Raw genomic sequence first — 17,469 nt, forward strand, 5'->3', positions numbered from 1 at the left:
TTCACAGCTCGTCTCCTTCGTCGTCGAGGTCGGCCAGCTCACTCGGGCTTGTGGTGCAGAGCGGGTGCTCGGCGGGGGAGGCGACGGCCTCGAAGCTGGTCCGGTTGGTCCCGGAGATCAGCAACCCCGTGCCGACCCGGGCGGCGAGGAGCAGCCGCCGCTCGCCGGCGGTGAGCCCGAACGCCTCGCCGATGGCGTCGATAGCCTGCGGCGCCTGCTTGAGCAGCACCTGGGTCGCGGCGTTGGCGACGACGGCCTGGCCGAGGTCGGTGCTCAGGACGTCGGCGACGTCCTGGGTGATGACGGTCAGGCCGGCGTGGCGTTTGCGGGCGGCCTTGGACATGCGGAACAGGAACCGGGCGCCCTCGCCGTCGCGCATGAGCAGCCACGCCTCGTCCACCACGACGAGCCGCCGTGCGGCCGGCCGGCCGGGGGCGTCGACCTGCCGCCAGATCGCGTCCAGGGCGAGCAGGGTGCCGACGGTGCGCAGCTCGTCGGGCAGGTGCCGCAGCGACCACACCACCAGGTGCCCGTCGGGGCGGGTGGTGCTCGGCCCGTCGAACAGCTCCGAGAACGACCCCTGCACCCATGGCGCGAGACGGGCGGCGAGCTGCCTTGCGGCGGGGTCGTCGTCGGTGTGCAGGCAGTCGGCGAGGTCGCGCAGGAGCGGGGCGGGCCGGTGGTGGGTGGCCGGGTCCGGGGTGATCCCCGCGGCCCGGTAGACGGCCAGGATCGCCCGGTCCAGGGCCGCTCGCTCGGCGGGCGGCGGCTGCTGGCCGAGCAGGACGCTGACGAGGGTGTGCAGGAACAGGCCGCGTCGGGTGAGCACGTCCGGGCGGGTGTCGCCCGCCGGCAGATCCAGGGGGTTGATCTTCACCCCGGACGCGCCGAGGCGGACCACGGTGCCGCCGACCCCGTCGGCCAGGCGCGGGTACTCGTCTTCGGGGTCGATGACGGCGACCTGCACCTGCTGGTAGAGGTTGCGCAGGATCTCCAGCTTCACGAAGTACGACTTGCCGGCGCCGGAGCGCGCAAGGACGACGCAGTTGTGGTTCTCCTGCGCCCAGCGGTCCCACCACACGATGCCCTGCGAGTCCGGGTTCACCCCGTAGAGCACCCCACCCTCGGCGGGCGGGTCGCCGGGCAGCGGCGCCGGCAGGTCGGCGGAGGCAAGGGGGAAGGCGGCAGCGAGGGCGGCGGTGTCCATGGTGCGCCGCATCCGCAGCGAGTCCGTGGCCAGGGGAAGGGTGGTGGTCCAGCCCGCGAGGTGCCGCCAGGTTGCCGGTTGCACCTCGATCAGGGTGGACGCGGCGGCGGCCTTGACCTGGGCGCACGCCTCGAGGAGCTCGTCTTCGGTGCGGGCGTGCACGGTCAGGTAGAGGCCGACGCGGAACAGTTTCGCCGCGCCACGGGCGAGCCGCTGCGCGAGGTCCGCCGCGTCGTCGGCAGCGGCGTCCACGGCCGGGTCGGGTAGCTTGCCCCGCCCGGCGTCAGCCCGCCGGGAGGACTCGAAGCGGGCCCGCTGGGTGCGCAACCTCGCTGCGGCGGCCGGGGCGGCCAGCGGGTCGATGTGCAGCGCCAGGTCGAGGCGGCCCGGCCAGGACAGCAGCGGCTCGAGCCAGGCCGGACCGACCTCGGCCGGGTAGCCGGTGACCACGAGGGTGGCGGCGTAGCCGTCGCCGACGCGCAGCATCCGCGGGGTCACCTCCACCGAGGCGGGGGCGACCGTCGCGGCCAGCCCTCGCGCCCGGCGGCCCGGCTCGCCCGAGTGGGCTCGGTTGCGCTTGTTCATGCCTGTCGGCTCCCTTCAGGTCGGTGGCGCCGGTGGGGCGCGGCTGCGGTGATGACGGCGTCGGGGGCCGCGAGGCCGCCCGGTCGGGGCGGCCGGTAGGGGTCAGCCGCGGCGGCGAGAGCGGCGGTGACGGCCGCGCCGTCCAGCGCCCGGGCGGTGACGCCCAGGCCGGCCAGCGCGCGGACGGTGTCCTCGGCGCGCCGGCGGGCGGCGCGCTCGCCGACGGTGGTGCGAGTGACGATGAGGACCTGCCGGCGCAGCGGATCGCGCCGTGTGGCGAGGTCGTTGAGGAAGCGGGCGTGGTCGGCCGCCGCGTCCGCCAGGGCGGGGTGCGGCAGCTTCTCGGCTGCCTCGGCGAGGGTGCGGGCGGCGCCCTGCAGGTCCACCGGTTGGGCGGACACGACGATCTGCGTCGGCGTGGACAGCGAGTTCAGCCACCGACCGAACGTGTCCACCAGCGCTGCCTGCTCATCGGGGGTGCGCAGGGCGAGGTTCACGCTGGTGGCGGCCACCATCGCCGCCCGAGCTCCGACCAGGCGGATTTCCCCGCCGTCGTCGATCGCGTCGGCGGGCAGCTTCAACGGCGCCGGCAGTGTCACCTTCGACGCCGGGGCCCGCACCCAGTCCGGCACCGTGGTCGTGTCGGTCGTCGACAACGCCCGCGGCGCCCGAGAATGCCGCACGGCGGCGAGCAGCCACACGTCCAGCGACAGGCCGTCGCGCCGGCCCACGGCCACACCGAACACGAGACCGCCGAGCACGACAGCCGCACCGACCAGAATTGGCGCGGGAACGAGCGCGTGGAGGGCCCGCCACGCCCCGTAGAAGGCGAGGGCGGCGACGGCGAGGACCGCCAGCTGCCGGAACGTCAGCCCGTACAGCACCTTGTCCGGCGCGTCGACGTCAGCGGGCATCCGCACCCGGCCCGGATCTGCGCGGTCGTCGTGGCGGCTCATCGGCCGACCGCTTTCAGCCCGCGGCCGAGGCCGGGAACGGAACGGGTGGCCTGCTGCACGACGATGACCCGCACCGCCGCGCCGAGCATGTTCACCCCGCGGCCGCTGTTGCCCGTGGCCACGTAGCGGCGCATCAGGGACGGCACGCGCAGCGTCGTCCAGAGCATGACCATGACCACGAACAGGTTGATCGCCCCGCCCGGATCCACCGGCAGCCCGAGCACGGGCAGCAGGTGCTCGGGGTCGGTGAGCATCCACTGCCCGGCGTAGAGGGTGAAGCCCTGCACCACGGGCACGGCGAGGACGCCGGTGTAGGACCGCCACCACAGGCGCGCGACCGGTTCGGTCTGAGGCATCGCGTGACACGCCAGCGCCAGGGGCGCGAAGGCGGTCAGGACGATGACGACGGCGAAGCGGACGATCACGCTGAACGCGGTGCCAGCGAGGAGCACGGCGATGATCGCCACGCAGATCACGAACAGCAGCACCGCACTGGTGTCGCGCCCGGCGAGGATGTGCGTTTTGATGGCGCGCAGCGCGCCGTCGCTGTCCCCGTCGGGTGTGGTGAGCGCGCCGGTCAGGGCGTTGGCCAGGTCGATGAGCATGCCGCACCACAGCTGCGAGAAGTGCGCGGCGACGAACCCGACGATCAGCCTCGGGACGAGGTCCTTGGCGGTGTAGCGGGTGGTTTCACTGCCGCCGGCGGTCATGGTGAGCACCCCGGCGGCCACGAAGGCGAGGACGAAGACGGTGTCGACGACGAGCACCGAGCGGCCCGTCAGGGCCTGCACCTGCGGCAGGGCGGTGACTTTCGGGGTGATCAGCAGCGCGCTGCTGATCACCCCGAACAGGGCGTCGAGGCTCGCGAGGATTGCCGCCGACAGCCAGTCCAGGATCTGGTCGAGTAGCCAGCTCATGGTCAGCCTCCGACGATGCCTTGGACGACCTGCAGCAGGACCGGGGCGAGGATGGCCAGGCCGTAGCCGACCAGGGCGTTTTTCAGTGCGCCCTTGGCCCGCTCGACCTGCGCCGGGTCGCCGCCTGCGGTGGCCCAGTAGACGCCGGCCAGGACGAGGAACAAGGTGGCCAGCGCGGCGAGGATGCCGATCAGCCAGGCCCGCAGATTGGCGACGACAACCGGCAGCGAGTTCACCGCCACGATCGCCGGCGCACCAGGATCGGCGTGCGCGACGGCCGGTGTCGCCACGACCACGACGGTCGCGACGGCCACCGTGACGAGGCGGCGGAGGACGTGGACGGTGGTGAGGGCACGAAGACGTGCGCGGATGCGGTACATGGGCGGTTCACCTCCAGCCCACCCCTCGATCCAGCGAGGGGTGGGCGTCGTAAGGACGTCGACAGGGCCGCCGCCGGGCACCGGAGACGGAGCGTCGGCGAGCCGCGACAGTCCCTCGGGAGGAGCGCGTCCTCCCTGTCGGGTGTAGCGGGAATCGGTGAGGTGTCAGCGCACCAACACGGCACGGCACCCGAGGCGCCCCGGCTCACGTCAGCCCCACATCTCGGGCCCGGCGGCGGGCGGAACCTCCCAGCGCCTCGTCTGGCGCCGCGGAAGAGTTCCGCACCCTCAAACCGGGGTTTGTCAGCTCTGCCGGACACCCGCGGAGCTGACACCGATCTGGCAGCCACGGTGCTCGTCTGACTGTCCACCAGCTGCGCCCGCGTGCGGCCATCGTGATGCCCGGCCCGTTCGGGAGGTCCGTGCGCGGTGAGGTGTCCTTCTCAGCTGAACTGCTCTTTCCTCAATCTGTCTGCTCCGACTGGAGAGCTTTCTCAGCCGAGGTGACCCGTGTCCCGTCCCGGGGATCAGCTCATGTCTGGCTGTAACGGGCGATCTTCGAAGCTCCGTCTCATTGAATCTGGCACCGGCCCGGCATCGCCGATGAGTTCTGGGAGGCCGGACGGTCCAACCCTGAAGTCAACGTTCAGGAGGTCTCGATGGGCACCGTGGTGCTGTACAAGAGCATGTCGTTGGACGGCTTCGTCGCCGGCCCCGACATCGGCGCGGAACATCCCATGGGAAAGGGCGGCATGCGGCTGCACGAGTGGATGTTCACCGACCGTCCCGACCCGCGCGACAAGGAGGTCATCGCTGCCACGTTCGCCTCGGTTGGCGCGGTCGTGGTCGGCAAGCGCACGTTCGACGTCGGACTGCCCCACTGGGAGGACACCCCGTATCCGGCACCGACCTTCGTACTCACCCACCAGGCCCGTGACGAACTCGCCATGAAGAGCGCGACGTTCACCTTCGTCACCGACGGCATCGAGACCGCCCTCAAGTCCGCCCAGGACGCGGCCGAGGACAAGGACGTGATCGTGATGGGCGCCCAGACGGGACGGCAGTTCCTGCGTGCCGGGCTGCTTGATGAGATGCAGATCAACCTCGTGCCCGTGGTGCTGGGCGCCGGAACCCGGCTGCTGGACGACCTGGGCCACATCGAGTTGGAGCGTACGCAGGTGATCGCCTCCGACGCGGTCACGCACCTGCGGTTCCGGGTCGTGAAGTAGTGAGCAACCGTGTCCGCCCCTGACCACGCGACGCCCTGCCTCTGGGCCTGCCAAGCCGCCAGCCCGCAGCGGAAGCTTCGCAGGTCAGGCGGCTGCCCGAGGCACACTCCGCAGGGCGCGGCCGGCGCGAGTCCGCGCGCGGTGTGCGGACTGGTGCTGCAGACACTCGCGAGCGTCGGCCGAGACGACGCCGCTGAGCAGTCCCATGGCGAGGGCGTCAGCAAGACGCTGGTCGATGCCGTTCATCCGCTTACGCAGCGCGTCCACGGTGATGCCCAGACGTGCGGCGATCGGTTCGATCGCTCTGCCCCCGAGCCGCAGGTCGATGTAGGGCTCGAGGTCGCTGGCCTCGAGCAGACCGAGCCGGGCGGCCCGCCGAACCAGGAGGTCGGGGTGGCCGTAGGGGACGAGCGGGGCACGAGGGCCGATGACGTGCTCCAGGTCCTGCACCGGCACCGCGGTGCCCGCGCGGCGCAGCATCTCGTGTCCGGACCGCCAGGCGGCCATGCACAGCGCGGCGTACGGGGCCGGCTTGGCCAGGTCGACGCGGTCGCGCAAGGCGGTGAGGAATCCGGTGAGGATCTCCGCGTCCAGGTCGGCGCCGTCACCGGACCACCCCGCGTGCAGTCGCCCGGCATGCCGGCGCAGCGCGGGCATCGCCATCGCCACCGCCGCGATGACCCAGGACGGTCCGTCCAGTCGAGCGCGGCGAACCAGGTCCCGCCACACCGCGTCACGCGCCGCGTAGGCGCGCGGATGGCGCAGCAGCCAGTCCCGCAGCGCCGGCAATGTCATGACACCGGCCGGCAAGCCGGTGCCAGGTCCGAGCGTGTCCAAGTCGAGTGTCAGGGGGGCGGGGCCGGTGGTCAGTGCCGCGAAGGCGGCCTCGACGGCGTCCAGCGGCGAGTCCGGCCAAGTCGAGTCGGACAGGGTCATGTCACACCCTCCCAGCGGGGGATCGTCGACGGCACGCCGAGGCGGTGTCACACCGGCGCGGAAGACACCGATTGCGCCATAGCGCCCTCACAGACCTCTGACAGTCCAGTCCAGCAGCACGACAGACCCTGCCGCCGCACCAGCACGCATCAACGCAGACGGCGGCCGTCGTCCGCGTCGGATCCTGGCACGGGCCTGACAAGCTGGCTCTGACCTGCGCGATGACATCGCCAGCGCGGTGGTGACGCACGCCGCGCCGGCGGACCTGACAGCCTCGCCTGCCCCTCAACCGGACCTGACGGCGGTCTGACAATCACACGGTGCCGCCGTGGCCGTCTCTGACAGCCGGCCCGCTGCCGGACAGCGCCGATACAGCGACACAGGGCCGGCGTCTGACACGGCGGCCGCGCCAGGTGTCTGACAGCGGCACCGACGGATGACAGACATAGCCGTCGTCGACGAAGCCGCCTCGCCGCGCTGGACCTGACATGCGCGGCGACCACGACCGGCGAATGTCTGACGGCGGTAGTCGCCCGAACGGCGCTTACCCCTGCCGCCATGGCTGTCCGTCACCTTCGGTCAGGGCGGGCGCGACAGTCCGGGCACGTTGGATCGATTCAGGGCTCGGGAGTTGCCCCCTGGTCCTGGACACTTGAGCCTTGGATCGTGATGGTCCGGGGAGATCAGGAGTCCCTGACAGATGGTGAACAAGCACTACCCCGCCGAGTTCAAGGCCGACGCGGTCGCGTTGTACCGGTCTCGGCCGGGGGCGACGATCGCGCAGATCGCTGACGATCTGGGCGTCAATCGGGAGACGTTGCGCAGTTGGGTCCGCGCTGATGATCAGCGTCGGGGCGCAGCGGCCGGGCCGGCGGCGCCGCCGGCGTCCGGGTCGGTGGAGGATGAGAACGCGGCGTTGCGGCGGCGGGTGCGGGAGTTGGAGGAGGAACGGGACATTCTGCGGAAGGCGGCCCGGTATTTCGCCGGGGAGACGCGCTGGTGAACCGCTTCCAGTTCGTCGCCGACCATCAGCAGCGCTATGGCGTGAAGCGGTTGTGTCAGATCCTCGGGGTGTCCCGCTCGAGCTTCTACTACTGGCGATCGGCCGCCGAAGCGCGGGCCGCCCGGCAGGCCGCGGACGTCGCGCTGGCCAGCCGGATCCGGGCGGTGCACGCCGAGCACGACGGCACGTACGGAGCACCACGGATCACCGCCGAGCTGCGCGATGCCGGGCAGTTGGTCAACCGTAAGCGGGTCGCGCGGGTGATGCGCCGCTTCGGCGTGCAGGGTCTGCGGTTGCGCAGGCGAACTCGTACGACGGTGCCGGACCCGGCCGCGGCGAAGGCCCCGGATCTGATCGGCCGGCACTTCACCGCCCCCGCGCCGAACCAACGCTACGTCGGCGACATCACCTACCTGCCGGTCGGTGACCGCGGATTCCTCTACCTGGCCACCGTCCTCGACCTGCACTCCCGGCGCCTCGCGGGCTGGGCGATCGCCGACCACATGCGCACCGACCTGGTCATCGACGCCCTCCACGCGGCGCAGCGCACCCGGGGCAGCCTCGACGGGGCGATCATGCACACCGACCACGGAGCTCAATACACCTCCCGGGCCTTCGCCGCCGCCTGCACCACGGCAGGGGTCCGGCAGTCAATGAGCGCGGTCGGTAGCTCCGCCGACAACGCGGCCGCGGAGTCGTTCAACGCCACCTTCAAACGCGAGACCCTCCAGGGCCGCCGCGCCTTCACCGACAAACGCGAAGCCCGACTCGCCGCATTCCGCTGGCTGCACCGCTACAACACCATTCGACGCCACTCCCGGCTCGGACAGCAATCACCGATCACCTACGAGAAGAACACCCGCCCAGCGCCAGCTACGCTGGCCCCGGCCGCATAACCCCCGTGTCCAGGATCAGGGGTCAAGCCCCCTCCACGCTTCCATGCCCGGCGGTTGCTGTCAGACCTCCGTCAGACCCAAGGGGTGTCCGCCACAGCTGACACACGCCGATTTGAGGGTGTCAGCGCATCACGGCGCGGCGCGGAGCCCACATCCACATGAGCGAGCACACGCCGCAGCACCCCCACGACCCTGTCCAGCCCGCCGACCCAACCGAGGCCGACCCGACCCTGACCGACGTGGTCGCCGGTGATCCACCGGTGCCGGTCACCGTGTGGCGCACCGCCCGCACCGACGCCGACACCAGCCGCAGCATCGGCGCCCGGCTGGCCTACCGTCTCGTCGCCGCCTACAGCCGCCCCGGCGACCCGGTCGTCGACCTCACCTTCGACCACGCCCTGACCGCCATCTGCCACGCAGGCCGCCGCCGGCACCACCCCGGCTGGTTCACCGACGTCTCCAGCCTCATCATCGGCCCCGCCACCGCACCGACCCCGCCCGACCCGGCCGCGCCGCCCACTGACGGGGACCTGCCGGACCTGGCCGCGTGGTTCGGTGACGACCTCACCGACCCCGACCTGCCCCCGCCCACCGACATGTGCACCCCGTCCCGCCACGACACATCACTGCAGGACGCGACCAGCCTCATCGTGGCCTGCTGGCCCCTCGACCCGGCAGACGCCACCAACCGGATCCGGCTGGCATGGCTGCTGACCGCCTGCGCGCGCCTCCTGCGCCCCGGCGGCTGCCTCGTCCTCGTCGTCACCGTCCCCACCACGACCGCCGCCCGGCCGGAGGACTTCACCCCGGTGGCCACCGCCGCCGCGTCCGTGGGCCTGGGCTACCTGCAGCACATCGTCGCCGTCACCGCCGACACCGAAGGTGACGCCTTCGTCTACCACGCCACCGACGAGGAACTCCTCACCATCGCCCAGCAAGCCAGCCCGCAGCGGTGGACGGCGGCGCACCTGAAGGTCCACGCGGACCTGCTCGTCTTCAGCCCGGTACCCGGATCGACCACCGGGCAGGCGAACCGCCGGCGGCGCGAGGGCGGTGACCGCCGTGGCTGACCCCACCCCCTTCCCACCAGGCCAGGTGCAGCCCGGCGACGCCGAGGACGCCTACCTCGGCCAGCACGGCGACGACGGCGGTCACCCCGAGAGCAGCGGACGTCACCGGGCACCGGACCAACCGCAGCGCCTGTCGGTCTGGGCCACCGCGCAGCAGACCGGACCGGTGCAGCGCCGCGGCCGTTACGTCGCCGAGTCCGTCAAGCACCCCGCCCGGATGCTCCCCGCGATCGCCGCGCACGCCATCGCCGCCTACACCCAGCCCGGCGACCTCGTCCTCGACCCGATGTGCGGCATCGGCACCACCCTCGTCGAAGCCATCCACACCGGCCGCGACGCCATCGGCGTCGAGTACGAGCCACGCTGGTCGAACATCGCCGACACCAACATCACCCACGCCCACCAGCAGGGCGCCACCGGCCACGCCTCGGTGGTCCGCGGCGACGCCACCCGCCTGGCCTCCCTCCTGCCCGCAGCCCTCGCCGGGCAGGTCGCCCTCGTGATCACCTCACCCCCGTACGGGCCCACCGTCCACGGCCTCGTCCGACCCGGGACCGACGGGGTCACCAAGTTCGACAACACCTACGGCACCGACCGCGGCAACCTCGCCTACCGCGACCTCACCGGCCTCACCGACGGCTTCGAACAGATCCTGACCGGCTGCGCCGCCCTGCTGCGCCCTGGCGGCACGGTCGTGGTCACCGCCCGACCATGGCGCAAGAACGGCCAGCTCGTCGACCTGCCGTCCGCGGTCATCGCCGCCGGCGTGCGCGCCGGCCTGGTCCCGACCGAGCGGTGCGTCGCCCTGCTCGCCGCGGTCCGCGACGGGCACCTCGTCGCCCGGCCGTCGTTCTTCCAACTCCAAACCGTGCGCAAGGCCCGCACCGGCGGTATCCCGCTGCACCTGATCACGCACGAGGACGTGCTGATCTTCCGCCGGCCGCAGAAGTCCGCGAGTTCGGCTGAACCCAAGTGTTCGCACGGCGAATCCGGGTGTCCTGAGGGGACATCGTGGCATGCGGACACCGGGGTTCAGGGCAACTCGGGGAGGCGGTCCGCGTGAGGGCCGCCGATGAGTTCTCGGGCGTTGGTCGCGCATCGGATGGCGGTTCCTTCGCTGACCCCGAAGACGGCGGCCAGGTGCAGCGGGTCGGCGCCGGTGGTGACGGCTTCCTCGAGTTGCCGGTCGATGCGCAGTCGTTCGAGGGTGCCGGGCAGGCCGCGCAGGTTCAGGATCGGGCTCGCCTAGCGCGCGGCGAAGAGCCGGATGAATCGCCACGCGCCAGCGGCGTCGCGAACGCGCTCTGGCGGTGATCTCCGCCGGTGTGAGCGTGACGTCGATGGAGATCGGCGCAGCCTATCGCTGCACCGGCGGATGCCCAGGGCCGTCGGGTCGCCACCCTGGCCGACTCGCAGCGTTGATCGACCCTCGATCGGTGAGCTCATCGGCGGCCCCGAAGGCGTCAGCGCCCATGGGCCTCGTTGGTCAGCCGGGCGACGCCCTCATCCGTCGAGTTGGTCAGACGTTGAGCGCGACCGAGACGGCGGAAGCCAGAACCAGCAGGCACAGCGCGAGAAGCGTCCAGTCAACCGTTAGGGACCTCTTCGCGGCGGATGGCGTTACGCTGGCGACGGTCAGCGGAAATGCGAAGCGGGAACGCAGCAGCAACAGGTTCTCCGCCGCCCGGTCAGGCCGGTTCAGGTCGTAGTCACGCACGGCGAAGAGCATGCCTACTACGACCGTGCCGGCCTGGCAGGTCCTGCCGTCACGCTTCCAGCCCGCCGCTTGGATCCGATCTTTCAACTCGCGGCCCGCCGCGTCCGGGCTGATGTTGACCCGGTAGTCGCGGGTCCAGCGGAGCTTGCCCTGCGACCCCCAGGCGCCCTTGCCACCACTGAGCTGCCAGCCCGCCGGGATGGCAATCTCATCGAGCCGTGCCTGCCCAATGGCGAGCAGTTCCTCCGTCGACCGCTTGTCCGGTGGGCCGCCGCACCCTGACAGGAGCGTGACACCTGTCAAAGTCGGGGCTGCCGCCCACCGCGGCCGTGAGGTCGGTTTGCCGGTAGTAAATAGCCGCTGGTCGGGCGTCGGCGGATCGCATACGGGGAAACATCCGACTCTGCCGCAGTGCGAATGCCGATCGGAGCTACTCCTCCAGGTCCGCCAACCAGCCGCGTGCCACGCTTGCGGCCTGCTGTTCCCAGTCCCACACTCACCGGTGCGAGCGTCTATGCGGCCGGAAACGGGTGCACGTCGCGGAGCCCGGATCGGTAGTTTGGGCGGGTGCCCCCGCAGGTTCCCCACCCCGAGCCCGGTGTCCCGGACACGAGGGGGCCGCTGAGGTACATCTGGTGGCTGGTCCGCTGCCAACCCTGGCGGGTGCTGCGTGGCAGCGTGCTCGGCACGGCCTGGATGACGGGGCTGTCGGTCCGGCCGTATCTGATTTCCCGCGCCGTTGACGACGGGCTGCGCGCGCACGACAACCGGGCTCTGTTGCTCTGGGTCGCGGCGATCCTCGGTGCGGGCGTGGGCCTGTCGTACCTGGGCATCATGCGGCATCGAACGATGACCTTCGTGCGGGAGGATGCGACGGCCCGCTCGGCAGCGGTGCTGCTGCGCCAGCTGTCCCGGATCGGCGCGGTGCTGCCGCGCCGGCTCGCCGCTGGGGAGGTGGCGACCGTAGGCGGCTCCGACATCGGATACACCTCGCAGGTGTTGACGATGACTGGGCCGGGGGTGGGCGCAGTCATCGCGTACACGGTGATCGCCGTCGTGCTGTGGTCGGTGTCGCCGATCCTCGCGCTGTGTGTGCTGCTGGGCGTACCGGCGATCGCCCTGCTCATAGGGCCATTACTGCGCCGCCTCGATCGAGTGGAGTCGGTCTACCGGCAGCAGCAGGGCATGCTCACCACCCGGGCGGGCGACATCGTGGCTGGGCTGCGGGTGCTCGCCGGCGTCGGCGGCCGCGGCCTGTTCGCCCGCCGGTACGCCGACCGCTCCCAGCGCCTGCTGGCCGAGGGATACCGGGTCGGTGCCGTCAACAGCTGGATCGACGCGCTGACCGTCGCCATCCCGGGGCTCTTCCTCGCGACCGTGGTCTGGCTCGCGGCCCGGATGGCTGTCACTGGCGACATAACGATCGGGCAGATGGTCGCCGTCTACGGATACGTAGCCACCCTCATCGTGCCGGTCTGGTTTCTACTAGAGGGCAGCTACCAGATGATCCGGGGCCGGGTCGCCGCCCGCCGGATCGTCGCCCTACTCAACTTGGTCCCTGACGACGTCGGTGCCCTGCGAGATGCGGACGGCCCGGGAACCAAGCCCGACGGCGGCGGAATAACAACCGTGCCCGACGCCCGCCGGCCGGGAGTCGTGCCCGCACCGGCCCGGCCTGCCGACTTACACGATCCGGCCAGCGGACTGACCGTGCCCGCAGGTCGCCTGATCGGCGTCGCCGCTGACGACCCGGGCGAGGCCATCGCGCTGGCCGACCGGCTCGGACGGTACGTCGTCAGCGACGTGACCTGGGGCGGTGTGCCGCTGACCGGGATCCCGCTCGAACAGCTACGCGCCCGGATCCTTGTCGCCGACCACGACTCCTACCTCTTCGCCGGGACACTGCGGACCGTCCTGCGGGCCCGGGGGGCGAGCGGCGACGACCGCGACCGGGCGGGGAGCGACGATGACCCTTCCCGGGACGGCAGCGGCAGCGACGCGCGGGTCACGGCGGCCCTGCGTGTCGCGTCGGCGGAGGACGTCGTCGACGCGCTGCCGGACGGGCTCGGCACCCCGATCGACACCCGGGCCCGCACACTCTCCGGCGGCCAGCGCCAACGGGTACGCCTGGCCCGAGCGCTGCTCGCCGAACCTGAGGTGCTGGTCCTCATCGATCCAACTTCGGCGGTGGACGCGCACACGGAGGCGCGGATCGCCGAGCGGCTGCGCGCTGCGCGGGCCGGGCGGACCACCATCGTGCTCGCTACGTCACCGTTGCTGCTCGGGCACGCCGACACGGTCGCACATCTGCGCGAGGGTCGGATCGTCGCCACCGGCACGCACGCCGAACTGCTCGAACGGGACCGGGGCTACCGACAATTGGTCGCCCGGGGCAGCGACGCCCTCGACTCCGAAGACTTCACCGGGGCCGAGGGGGCGTTGCGGTGAGCCGGCTGCCGGTAGCGGACCACGCCGCCGTCCGACGAGAGATGCTGGACCTCGTCGGCCGGGACCGGCGCGCGGTCCTGGTCGTGCTGGTGCTGCACGGTGCCGCCGCGATCGCCGGGCTCGCCGCGCCGTGGCTGCTCGGCAGAATCGTCGACCAGGTTGCCGCCGGCGCGGGCGTCGCCACCGTGGACCGCTTGGCAGTGGCGATCGGCGGATGCGTTCTGGCGCAGGCGCTGCTTTCCCGGTACGCCCAGTACGCCGGTCACCGGTTCGGGGAGCGGGCGGTTGCCCGGTTGCGCGAGGAGTTCATCCGCAAGACGCTCGGTCTGCCAGTCTCCGTCGTCGAGCGGGCCGGCTCCGGGGACCTCGCCACCCGCAGCTCGGTCGACGTGTCGACCGTCGGGACCACGGTCCGTGATGTCGTGCCCACCATCGTCATCGCCTCGGCGCAGCTGACGCTGCTGTTCGGGGCGATCTTCCTGCTGCACCCGATGCTCGGCCTGGTCGCGCTCGCTGGCCTGCCGCCGATCTGGGCGGCGAGCCGCTGGTACCTGCGGCGGGCCAGCTCCGCCTACCTCGCCGAGGGCGCCGCCACCGCCGAGCTGACCGAGACGTTGACCACCACCGCCGAGGGCGCGCGCACCGTGGAGGCGCTGCGCCTCACCGACGACCGGATCGTCCACGGCACCGAGCGCATCGCCCGGGTGTGGACCACCCGACGGGCGACGCTCGCGCTGCGGACCGTGTTCTACACGATGGTGGAGGCCAGCTATCCGCTGCCGATCGCCGCGGTGCTGCTGGTCGGCGGATTCTTCCTGTCCAAGGGGATGGTCTCGCTCGGTGAGGTGGTCGCAGCCGCGCTCTATCTCCAGCAGGCGATCGAGCCGTTGGACCGAATCCTGCAGTGGACCGAACAGGCGCAGCGCGGCTTCGCATCGCTCGCCCGAGTGCTCGGCGTCGGCCAGGTGCCGCCGGAGCCGCCCGGCAAGGCGTCCGCGTCACCTGGTGAGCGGCTCGTCGTGCGCGGTGCCCGATTCTCGTACGCCGACGGCCACGACGTCCTGCACGGCATCGACCTGGAGGTACGGCCCGGCGAGCGGCTCGCCGTCGTCGGCCCGTCGGGTGCCGGGAAGTCCACCCTGGCCCGGCTGCTGGCCGGGATCGACGCGCCGCGAAGCGGCGTGGTCAGCATCGGCGGCTGCCCGGTCACCGACCTGGACCCCGCCGAGCGCCGCCGCCGGATCGCCCTGGTCACTCAGGAACACCACGTATTCATCGGCTCGGTGCGCGACAACCTGGCCTTCGCCGCGCCGCACGCGTCCGACGACCAGATGCGGTCCGCGCTGGTCGCCGTCGGCGCCGACTGGTACGCCGAGATGCCCGACGGCCTCGACACGGAACTCGGCGACGGGGCCACGCAGCTCGGGGCCGCCGATGCGCAGCAGCTCGCCCTGGCCCGGCTGGTGCTCGCCGACCCGCACACGCTGATCCTCGACGAGGCGACCGCGGCGCTGGATCCGACCACCGCCCGGCGAACCGAGCAAGCGTTGGCCGCCGTGCTCACCGGCCGGACCGTCATCGCGATCGCGCACCGGCTCAACACCGCGCACGACGCCGACCGGGTCGCCGTGATGGAGGACGGCCGGATCATCGAACTCGGCAGCCACGATGAACTCGTCCGCGCCGACGGGGCGTACGCCTCCCTCTGGCGCTCCTGGCACAACTGAAGCCCGGCGAACAGTCAGTCAGAGGCCCTCGTAGGTCGGCCGAATGGGCGTGCATCTAGAGGTCGCGGACGGTGCGGCTCCTCCGCCAGGGGCTGTATCCCGGCGTCCCACCGCGACGCGGCCGTGACCGCCGCGTCCAACTGCGCGGCGGTTGACCGCCTCGGCGGGCGGCCCTGGGCGGAGCAGCCGCTCGGCTGCGGCCAGCTGGGACCGGACCCCCGCGGTTGGCGCCGCCGGGCACATGTAGGTAGTTCGACAACGCCGCCGACGACCACCGGCTCCGGGCGAACTTCCCGACCGACGTCGCTGCGGAACCCGGCTCGCCGACCCCCACTTCAGCCAGCTAGAGCGAGCGGCGCAGGGGTGAACGGGCCATCCACCGTCGAAGCTGAGGGGCTCCGCTGTGTGGCGTGGGTGATGCGTTCGTTGCGCTATCCCCGTTGCTGGGCCCGTCCGCCATCCACGAAGCTGCCACTGTTGATCTGCTTCACGAACTCGCCCCAGGCCGCGGGTGGGAACGTCAAAGGTGCACCGAACCGGTCCTTGGAGTCGCGTACGGCGACAATGCCGGGGAGGTTCGTGGCGACCTCGACGCACTCGCCGCCGTTGCCGCCGCTGCGGGTGCTCTTGCGCCAGATGGCGCCCGTCAGGTCAGTCATGCCGCAGCTCCCCGATGATCCCCTTGATCGTGTCTCTCGATTCTGCCTCACTTTGCGCGAGCTGAGCGACGCTCGCAAACGCCTCCTCGTAGGCCCGCAGCTCGGCGGGCTTGTCGAGGTAGAGCGCGCCGGTTAGCGATTCGCTGTAGACGACCGACGGCTCGGGTGCCGCTCGGCCGCCCTTCGTGACGGGGAAGTCCAGGATGAGGAAGGATCCGGCGACCGCGCCGAGGTGCGGCCCGGCGGCGAGCGGCACCACCCGCACCGAGACATTGGGTCGCTCGGAGGCTTCGAGTAGGCCGGTGAGCTGCCCGATCATGACGGCCCGTCCGCCGACTCTGCGCCGCAGCACGGCCTCGGAGATCACCGCGTCCAGCCGGGGCGGATGCGGCAACCGGCGGCTCAGCAGGTTCTGCCGTTGCAGGCGTACCTGGACGGCGTGCTCGCGGTCCTCGCCGGTCGCCGCGGGCTGGTCGATGCGCGCCAGTGCCTGGATGTATTCGCGGGTCTGCAGTAGACCGGGGATGACGGTCTCCTGGTACTGGCGAAGCGTGGCGGCGGCGGATTCCAGGCCGACGTACAGCTCGAACCAGCTCGGCACCGCGTCCCCGTGCGCGTGCCACCAGCCCTTCGACTTCGTCTCCGCGGCCAGCCCCTTCATCGCCTCGGTCAGCTCCGCCGAGACCCCGTACAGCTCGCACATCGCCTTGACGTCGAGCACCCGGACGGCGCCCAGGCCGCTCTCGATGCGCCAGATCTTCTGCCGGCTGTATTCGAGTGCTTCGGCGGCGGCGTCGAGCGTCACGCCGGCTTCGGTGCGGTACTGGCGCAGCAGTCGGCCGAGCTGCCGGCGTGGCACGGTCGATCCGATCTCCTCGACCATCCGAGCACTCCCTGATTCCGTCTTGCAACACTGCGTGACGCTACTCTGAAACTCCTACAGGTTGCAGTAAAGAAAGTCAATACATCGGGTGAGAAATCTCCTGTGGAACGTTGCATCGTGGCTGCGCGTTGTCACAAGCTGGATACCAAGAGCCGTGCTGCCGTACCGCTGAATGGAGCTGCGGCGGCAGGGCCGGGTGGGTCCGCTCGTGCGGGGAGGGCGGGTGGCCCCACCCATCCATGTCCGACGTAGAGGGAGGTCAGCGGCATGATCGTCCGCAGCCAGCGATCGGTCCGGGGGAGCGGAGCGACCTACCGCTCCGGCGCGTACACCAGTCTGCTGCCGTGGCAGGTGCGGGAGCGCCGCTTCAGGCCGGTCGGGCTCGGACGCCGCGGCCTCGACCCCCACGACGTGTACGCGTTCCTCGACCGGGTCGCCGGCGACCTGGCCGCCGCCTACGCCGCCCTGGCCGCCAGTCGCCGGGAGACCGCCATCGTCAAGGACGCGCTGCGCCGCTGGCAGTCCGACCAGGCCCGCGCCCGCGACGCCCGGGGACACCAGCGGTGACCCAGCGGTACGTCATCCACCTGCCGATCGTCGCCCACGACCTGCCCGCCGCGCAGCGCCTGGCCCGGGTGGTCGGCCGCTGGCTGCTCGTCCTGCCGCTGGCCGAGCCCGGCGGCACCACCGTCTCCAGCGAGGACGACCAGAACGTACGCCACTGGGTCTTCTGCGACGCGCTGCTGCCCGGTGGTCGGCGCTGCCTGCTCCGCGCCGACCACGACGGCCCCTGCGCCCGCCGCCTGCGCCGCTGACGGGGCCGCGTCGAGCGCGCCTTGATGATTCGCCCGATGGG

General features: G+C 71.7%; 17 protein-coding genes. 9 read left to right on the plus strand and 8 right to left on the minus strand.

Translation table 11 applies throughout. The annotated features are described in order from the left end of the window. Nucleotide 1: 1 nt before the first annotated feature. Genes Q2K19_RS26095 through Q2K19_RS26110 form a run of 4 tightly spaced genes read right to left on the minus strand, consistent with a single transcriptional unit; the run spans nt 2 to nt 4,045 of the window. Nucleotides 2–1,792 (minus strand): VirB4 family type IV secretion system protein, encoded by a 1,791-nt coding sequence (locus Q2K19_RS26095; protein ID WP_302764618.1) that lies wholly within the window; start codon nt 1,790–1,792, stop codon nt 2–4. After that, entirely contained in the window at nt 1,789–2,748 is a 960-nt protein-coding gene (locus tag Q2K19_RS26100; protein WP_302764620.1) for a PrgI family protein, read from the minus strand. Before Q2K19_RS26100 ends, Q2K19_RS26095 begins: the two co-directional genes overlap by 4 nt. Then, nucleotides 2,745–3,665: a hypothetical protein gene (locus Q2K19_RS26105; RefSeq protein ID WP_302764621.1), complete on the minus strand. Its 921-nt coding sequence runs from the start codon at nt 3,663–3,665 to the stop codon at nt 2,745–2,747. Before Q2K19_RS26105 ends, Q2K19_RS26100 begins: the two co-directional genes overlap by 4 nt. A 2-nt stretch (nt 3,666–3,667) precedes the next feature. After that, nucleotides 3,668–4,045, minus strand: a complete 378-nt coding sequence (locus Q2K19_RS26110; protein ID WP_302764622.1) for a pilin — start codon at nt 4,043–4,045, stop codon at nt 3,668–3,670. Nucleotides 4,046–4,704: 659 nt separating this feature from the next. Between Q2K19_RS26110 and Q2K19_RS26115 the strand changes: the two genes are divergently transcribed. Continuing rightward, entirely contained in the window at nt 4,705–5,274 is a 570-nt protein-coding gene (locus Q2K19_RS26115; protein WP_302764623.1) for a dihydrofolate reductase family protein, read from the plus strand. An 84-nt stretch (nt 5,275–5,358) separates the two neighbouring features. Here Q2K19_RS26115 and Q2K19_RS26120 read toward each other — a convergent pair whose 3' ends face one another. Further along, nucleotides 5,359–6,210, minus strand: coding sequence for a hypothetical protein (locus tag Q2K19_RS26120; protein ID WP_302764624.1), 852 nt, complete (start codon nt 6,208–6,210; stop codon nt 5,359–5,361). Between the two features lie 700 nt (nt 6,211–6,910). Here Q2K19_RS26120 and Q2K19_RS26125 point away from each other — a divergent pair. From Q2K19_RS26125 to Q2K19_RS26140, 4 genes are all read left to right on the plus strand, one after another. Beyond that, a protein-coding gene (locus tag Q2K19_RS26125; RefSeq protein ID WP_302764626.1) for an IS3 family transposase occupies nt 6,911–8,109 on the plus strand; the annotation gives its coding sequence in 2 pieces (ribosomal slippage) (nt 6,911–7,199 and nt 7,199–8,109; 1,200 coding nt in all). A 158-nt stretch (nt 8,110–8,267) separates the two neighbouring features. Further along, on the plus strand, nt 8,268–9,179 hold the full coding sequence (locus tag Q2K19_RS26130) for a hypothetical protein (RefSeq protein WP_302764627.1): 912 nt from the start codon (nt 8,268–8,270) through the stop codon (nt 9,177–9,179). Nucleotides 9,180–9,204: 25 nt separating this feature from the next. After that, a complete protein-coding gene (locus Q2K19_RS26135; protein WP_446839787.1) occupies nt 9,205–10,242 on the plus strand; it encodes a TRM11 family SAM-dependent methyltransferase in 1,038 nt (345 codons plus the stop codon). After that, the gene (locus Q2K19_RS26140; protein ID WP_302764629.1) at nt 10,239–10,493 is read left to right on the plus strand and encodes a hypothetical protein; all 255 of its coding nucleotides are present in this window, start codon (nt 10,239–10,241) and stop codon (nt 10,491–10,493) included. Before Q2K19_RS26135 ends, Q2K19_RS26140 begins: the two co-directional genes overlap by 4 nt. 205 nt (nt 10,494–10,698) lie before the next feature. Here the strand turns inward: Q2K19_RS26140 and Q2K19_RS26145 are convergent, their stop codons facing one another. After that, on the minus strand, nt 10,699–11,199 hold the full coding sequence (locus Q2K19_RS26145; RefSeq protein ID WP_302764630.1) for a hypothetical protein: 501 nt from the start codon (nt 11,197–11,199) through the stop codon (nt 10,699–10,701). 264 nt (nt 11,200–11,463) lie between these two features. Here Q2K19_RS26145 and Q2K19_RS26150 point away from each other — a divergent pair, with 264 nt between their 5' ends. Both Q2K19_RS26150 and Q2K19_RS26155 read left to right on the plus strand, forming a co-directional pair. Beyond that, nucleotides 11,464–13,344, plus strand: coding sequence for an ABC transporter ATP-binding protein (locus Q2K19_RS26150; protein WP_446839593.1), 1,881 nt, complete (start codon nt 11,464–11,466; stop codon nt 13,342–13,344). Nucleotides 13,345–13,385: 41 nt separating this feature from the next. Next, nucleotides 13,386–15,071, plus strand: a complete 1,686-nt coding sequence (locus Q2K19_RS26155) for an ABC transporter ATP-binding protein (protein WP_302772754.1) — start codon at nt 13,386–13,388, stop codon at nt 15,069–15,071. A gap of 431 nt (nt 15,072–15,502) precedes the next feature. Here Q2K19_RS26155 and Q2K19_RS26160 read toward each other — a convergent pair whose 3' ends face one another. Beyond that, complete coding sequence (locus tag Q2K19_RS26160) at nt 15,503–15,730, minus strand: DUF397 domain-containing protein (protein ID WP_302764632.1); 228 nt, start codon at nt 15,728–15,730, stop codon at nt 15,503–15,505. Next, nucleotides 15,723–16,613, minus strand: coding sequence for a helix-turn-helix domain-containing protein (locus Q2K19_RS26165; protein ID WP_302764634.1), 891 nt, complete (start codon nt 16,611–16,613; stop codon nt 15,723–15,725). The genes Q2K19_RS26160 and Q2K19_RS26165 overlap by 8 nt, the downstream gene beginning before the upstream one ends. A 267-nt stretch (nt 16,614–16,880) precedes the next feature. Here Q2K19_RS26165 and Q2K19_RS26170 point away from each other — a divergent pair, with 267 nt between their 5' ends. Further along, nucleotides 16,881–17,180, plus strand: a complete 300-nt coding sequence (locus Q2K19_RS26170; protein WP_302764636.1) for a DivIVA domain-containing protein — start codon at nt 16,881–16,883, stop codon at nt 17,178–17,180. Next, on the plus strand, nt 17,177–17,428 hold the full coding sequence (locus tag Q2K19_RS26175) for a hypothetical protein (RefSeq protein ID WP_302764638.1): 252 nt from the start codon (nt 17,177–17,179) through the stop codon (nt 17,426–17,428). The genes Q2K19_RS26170 and Q2K19_RS26175 overlap by 4 nt, the downstream gene beginning before the upstream one ends. Nucleotides 17,429–17,469 lie beyond the last annotated feature (41 nt).

This window comes from Micromonospora sp. NBRC 110009, assembly GCF_030518795.1.
Lineage (GTDB): Bacteria > Actinomycetota > Actinomycetes > Mycobacteriales > Micromonosporaceae > Micromonospora.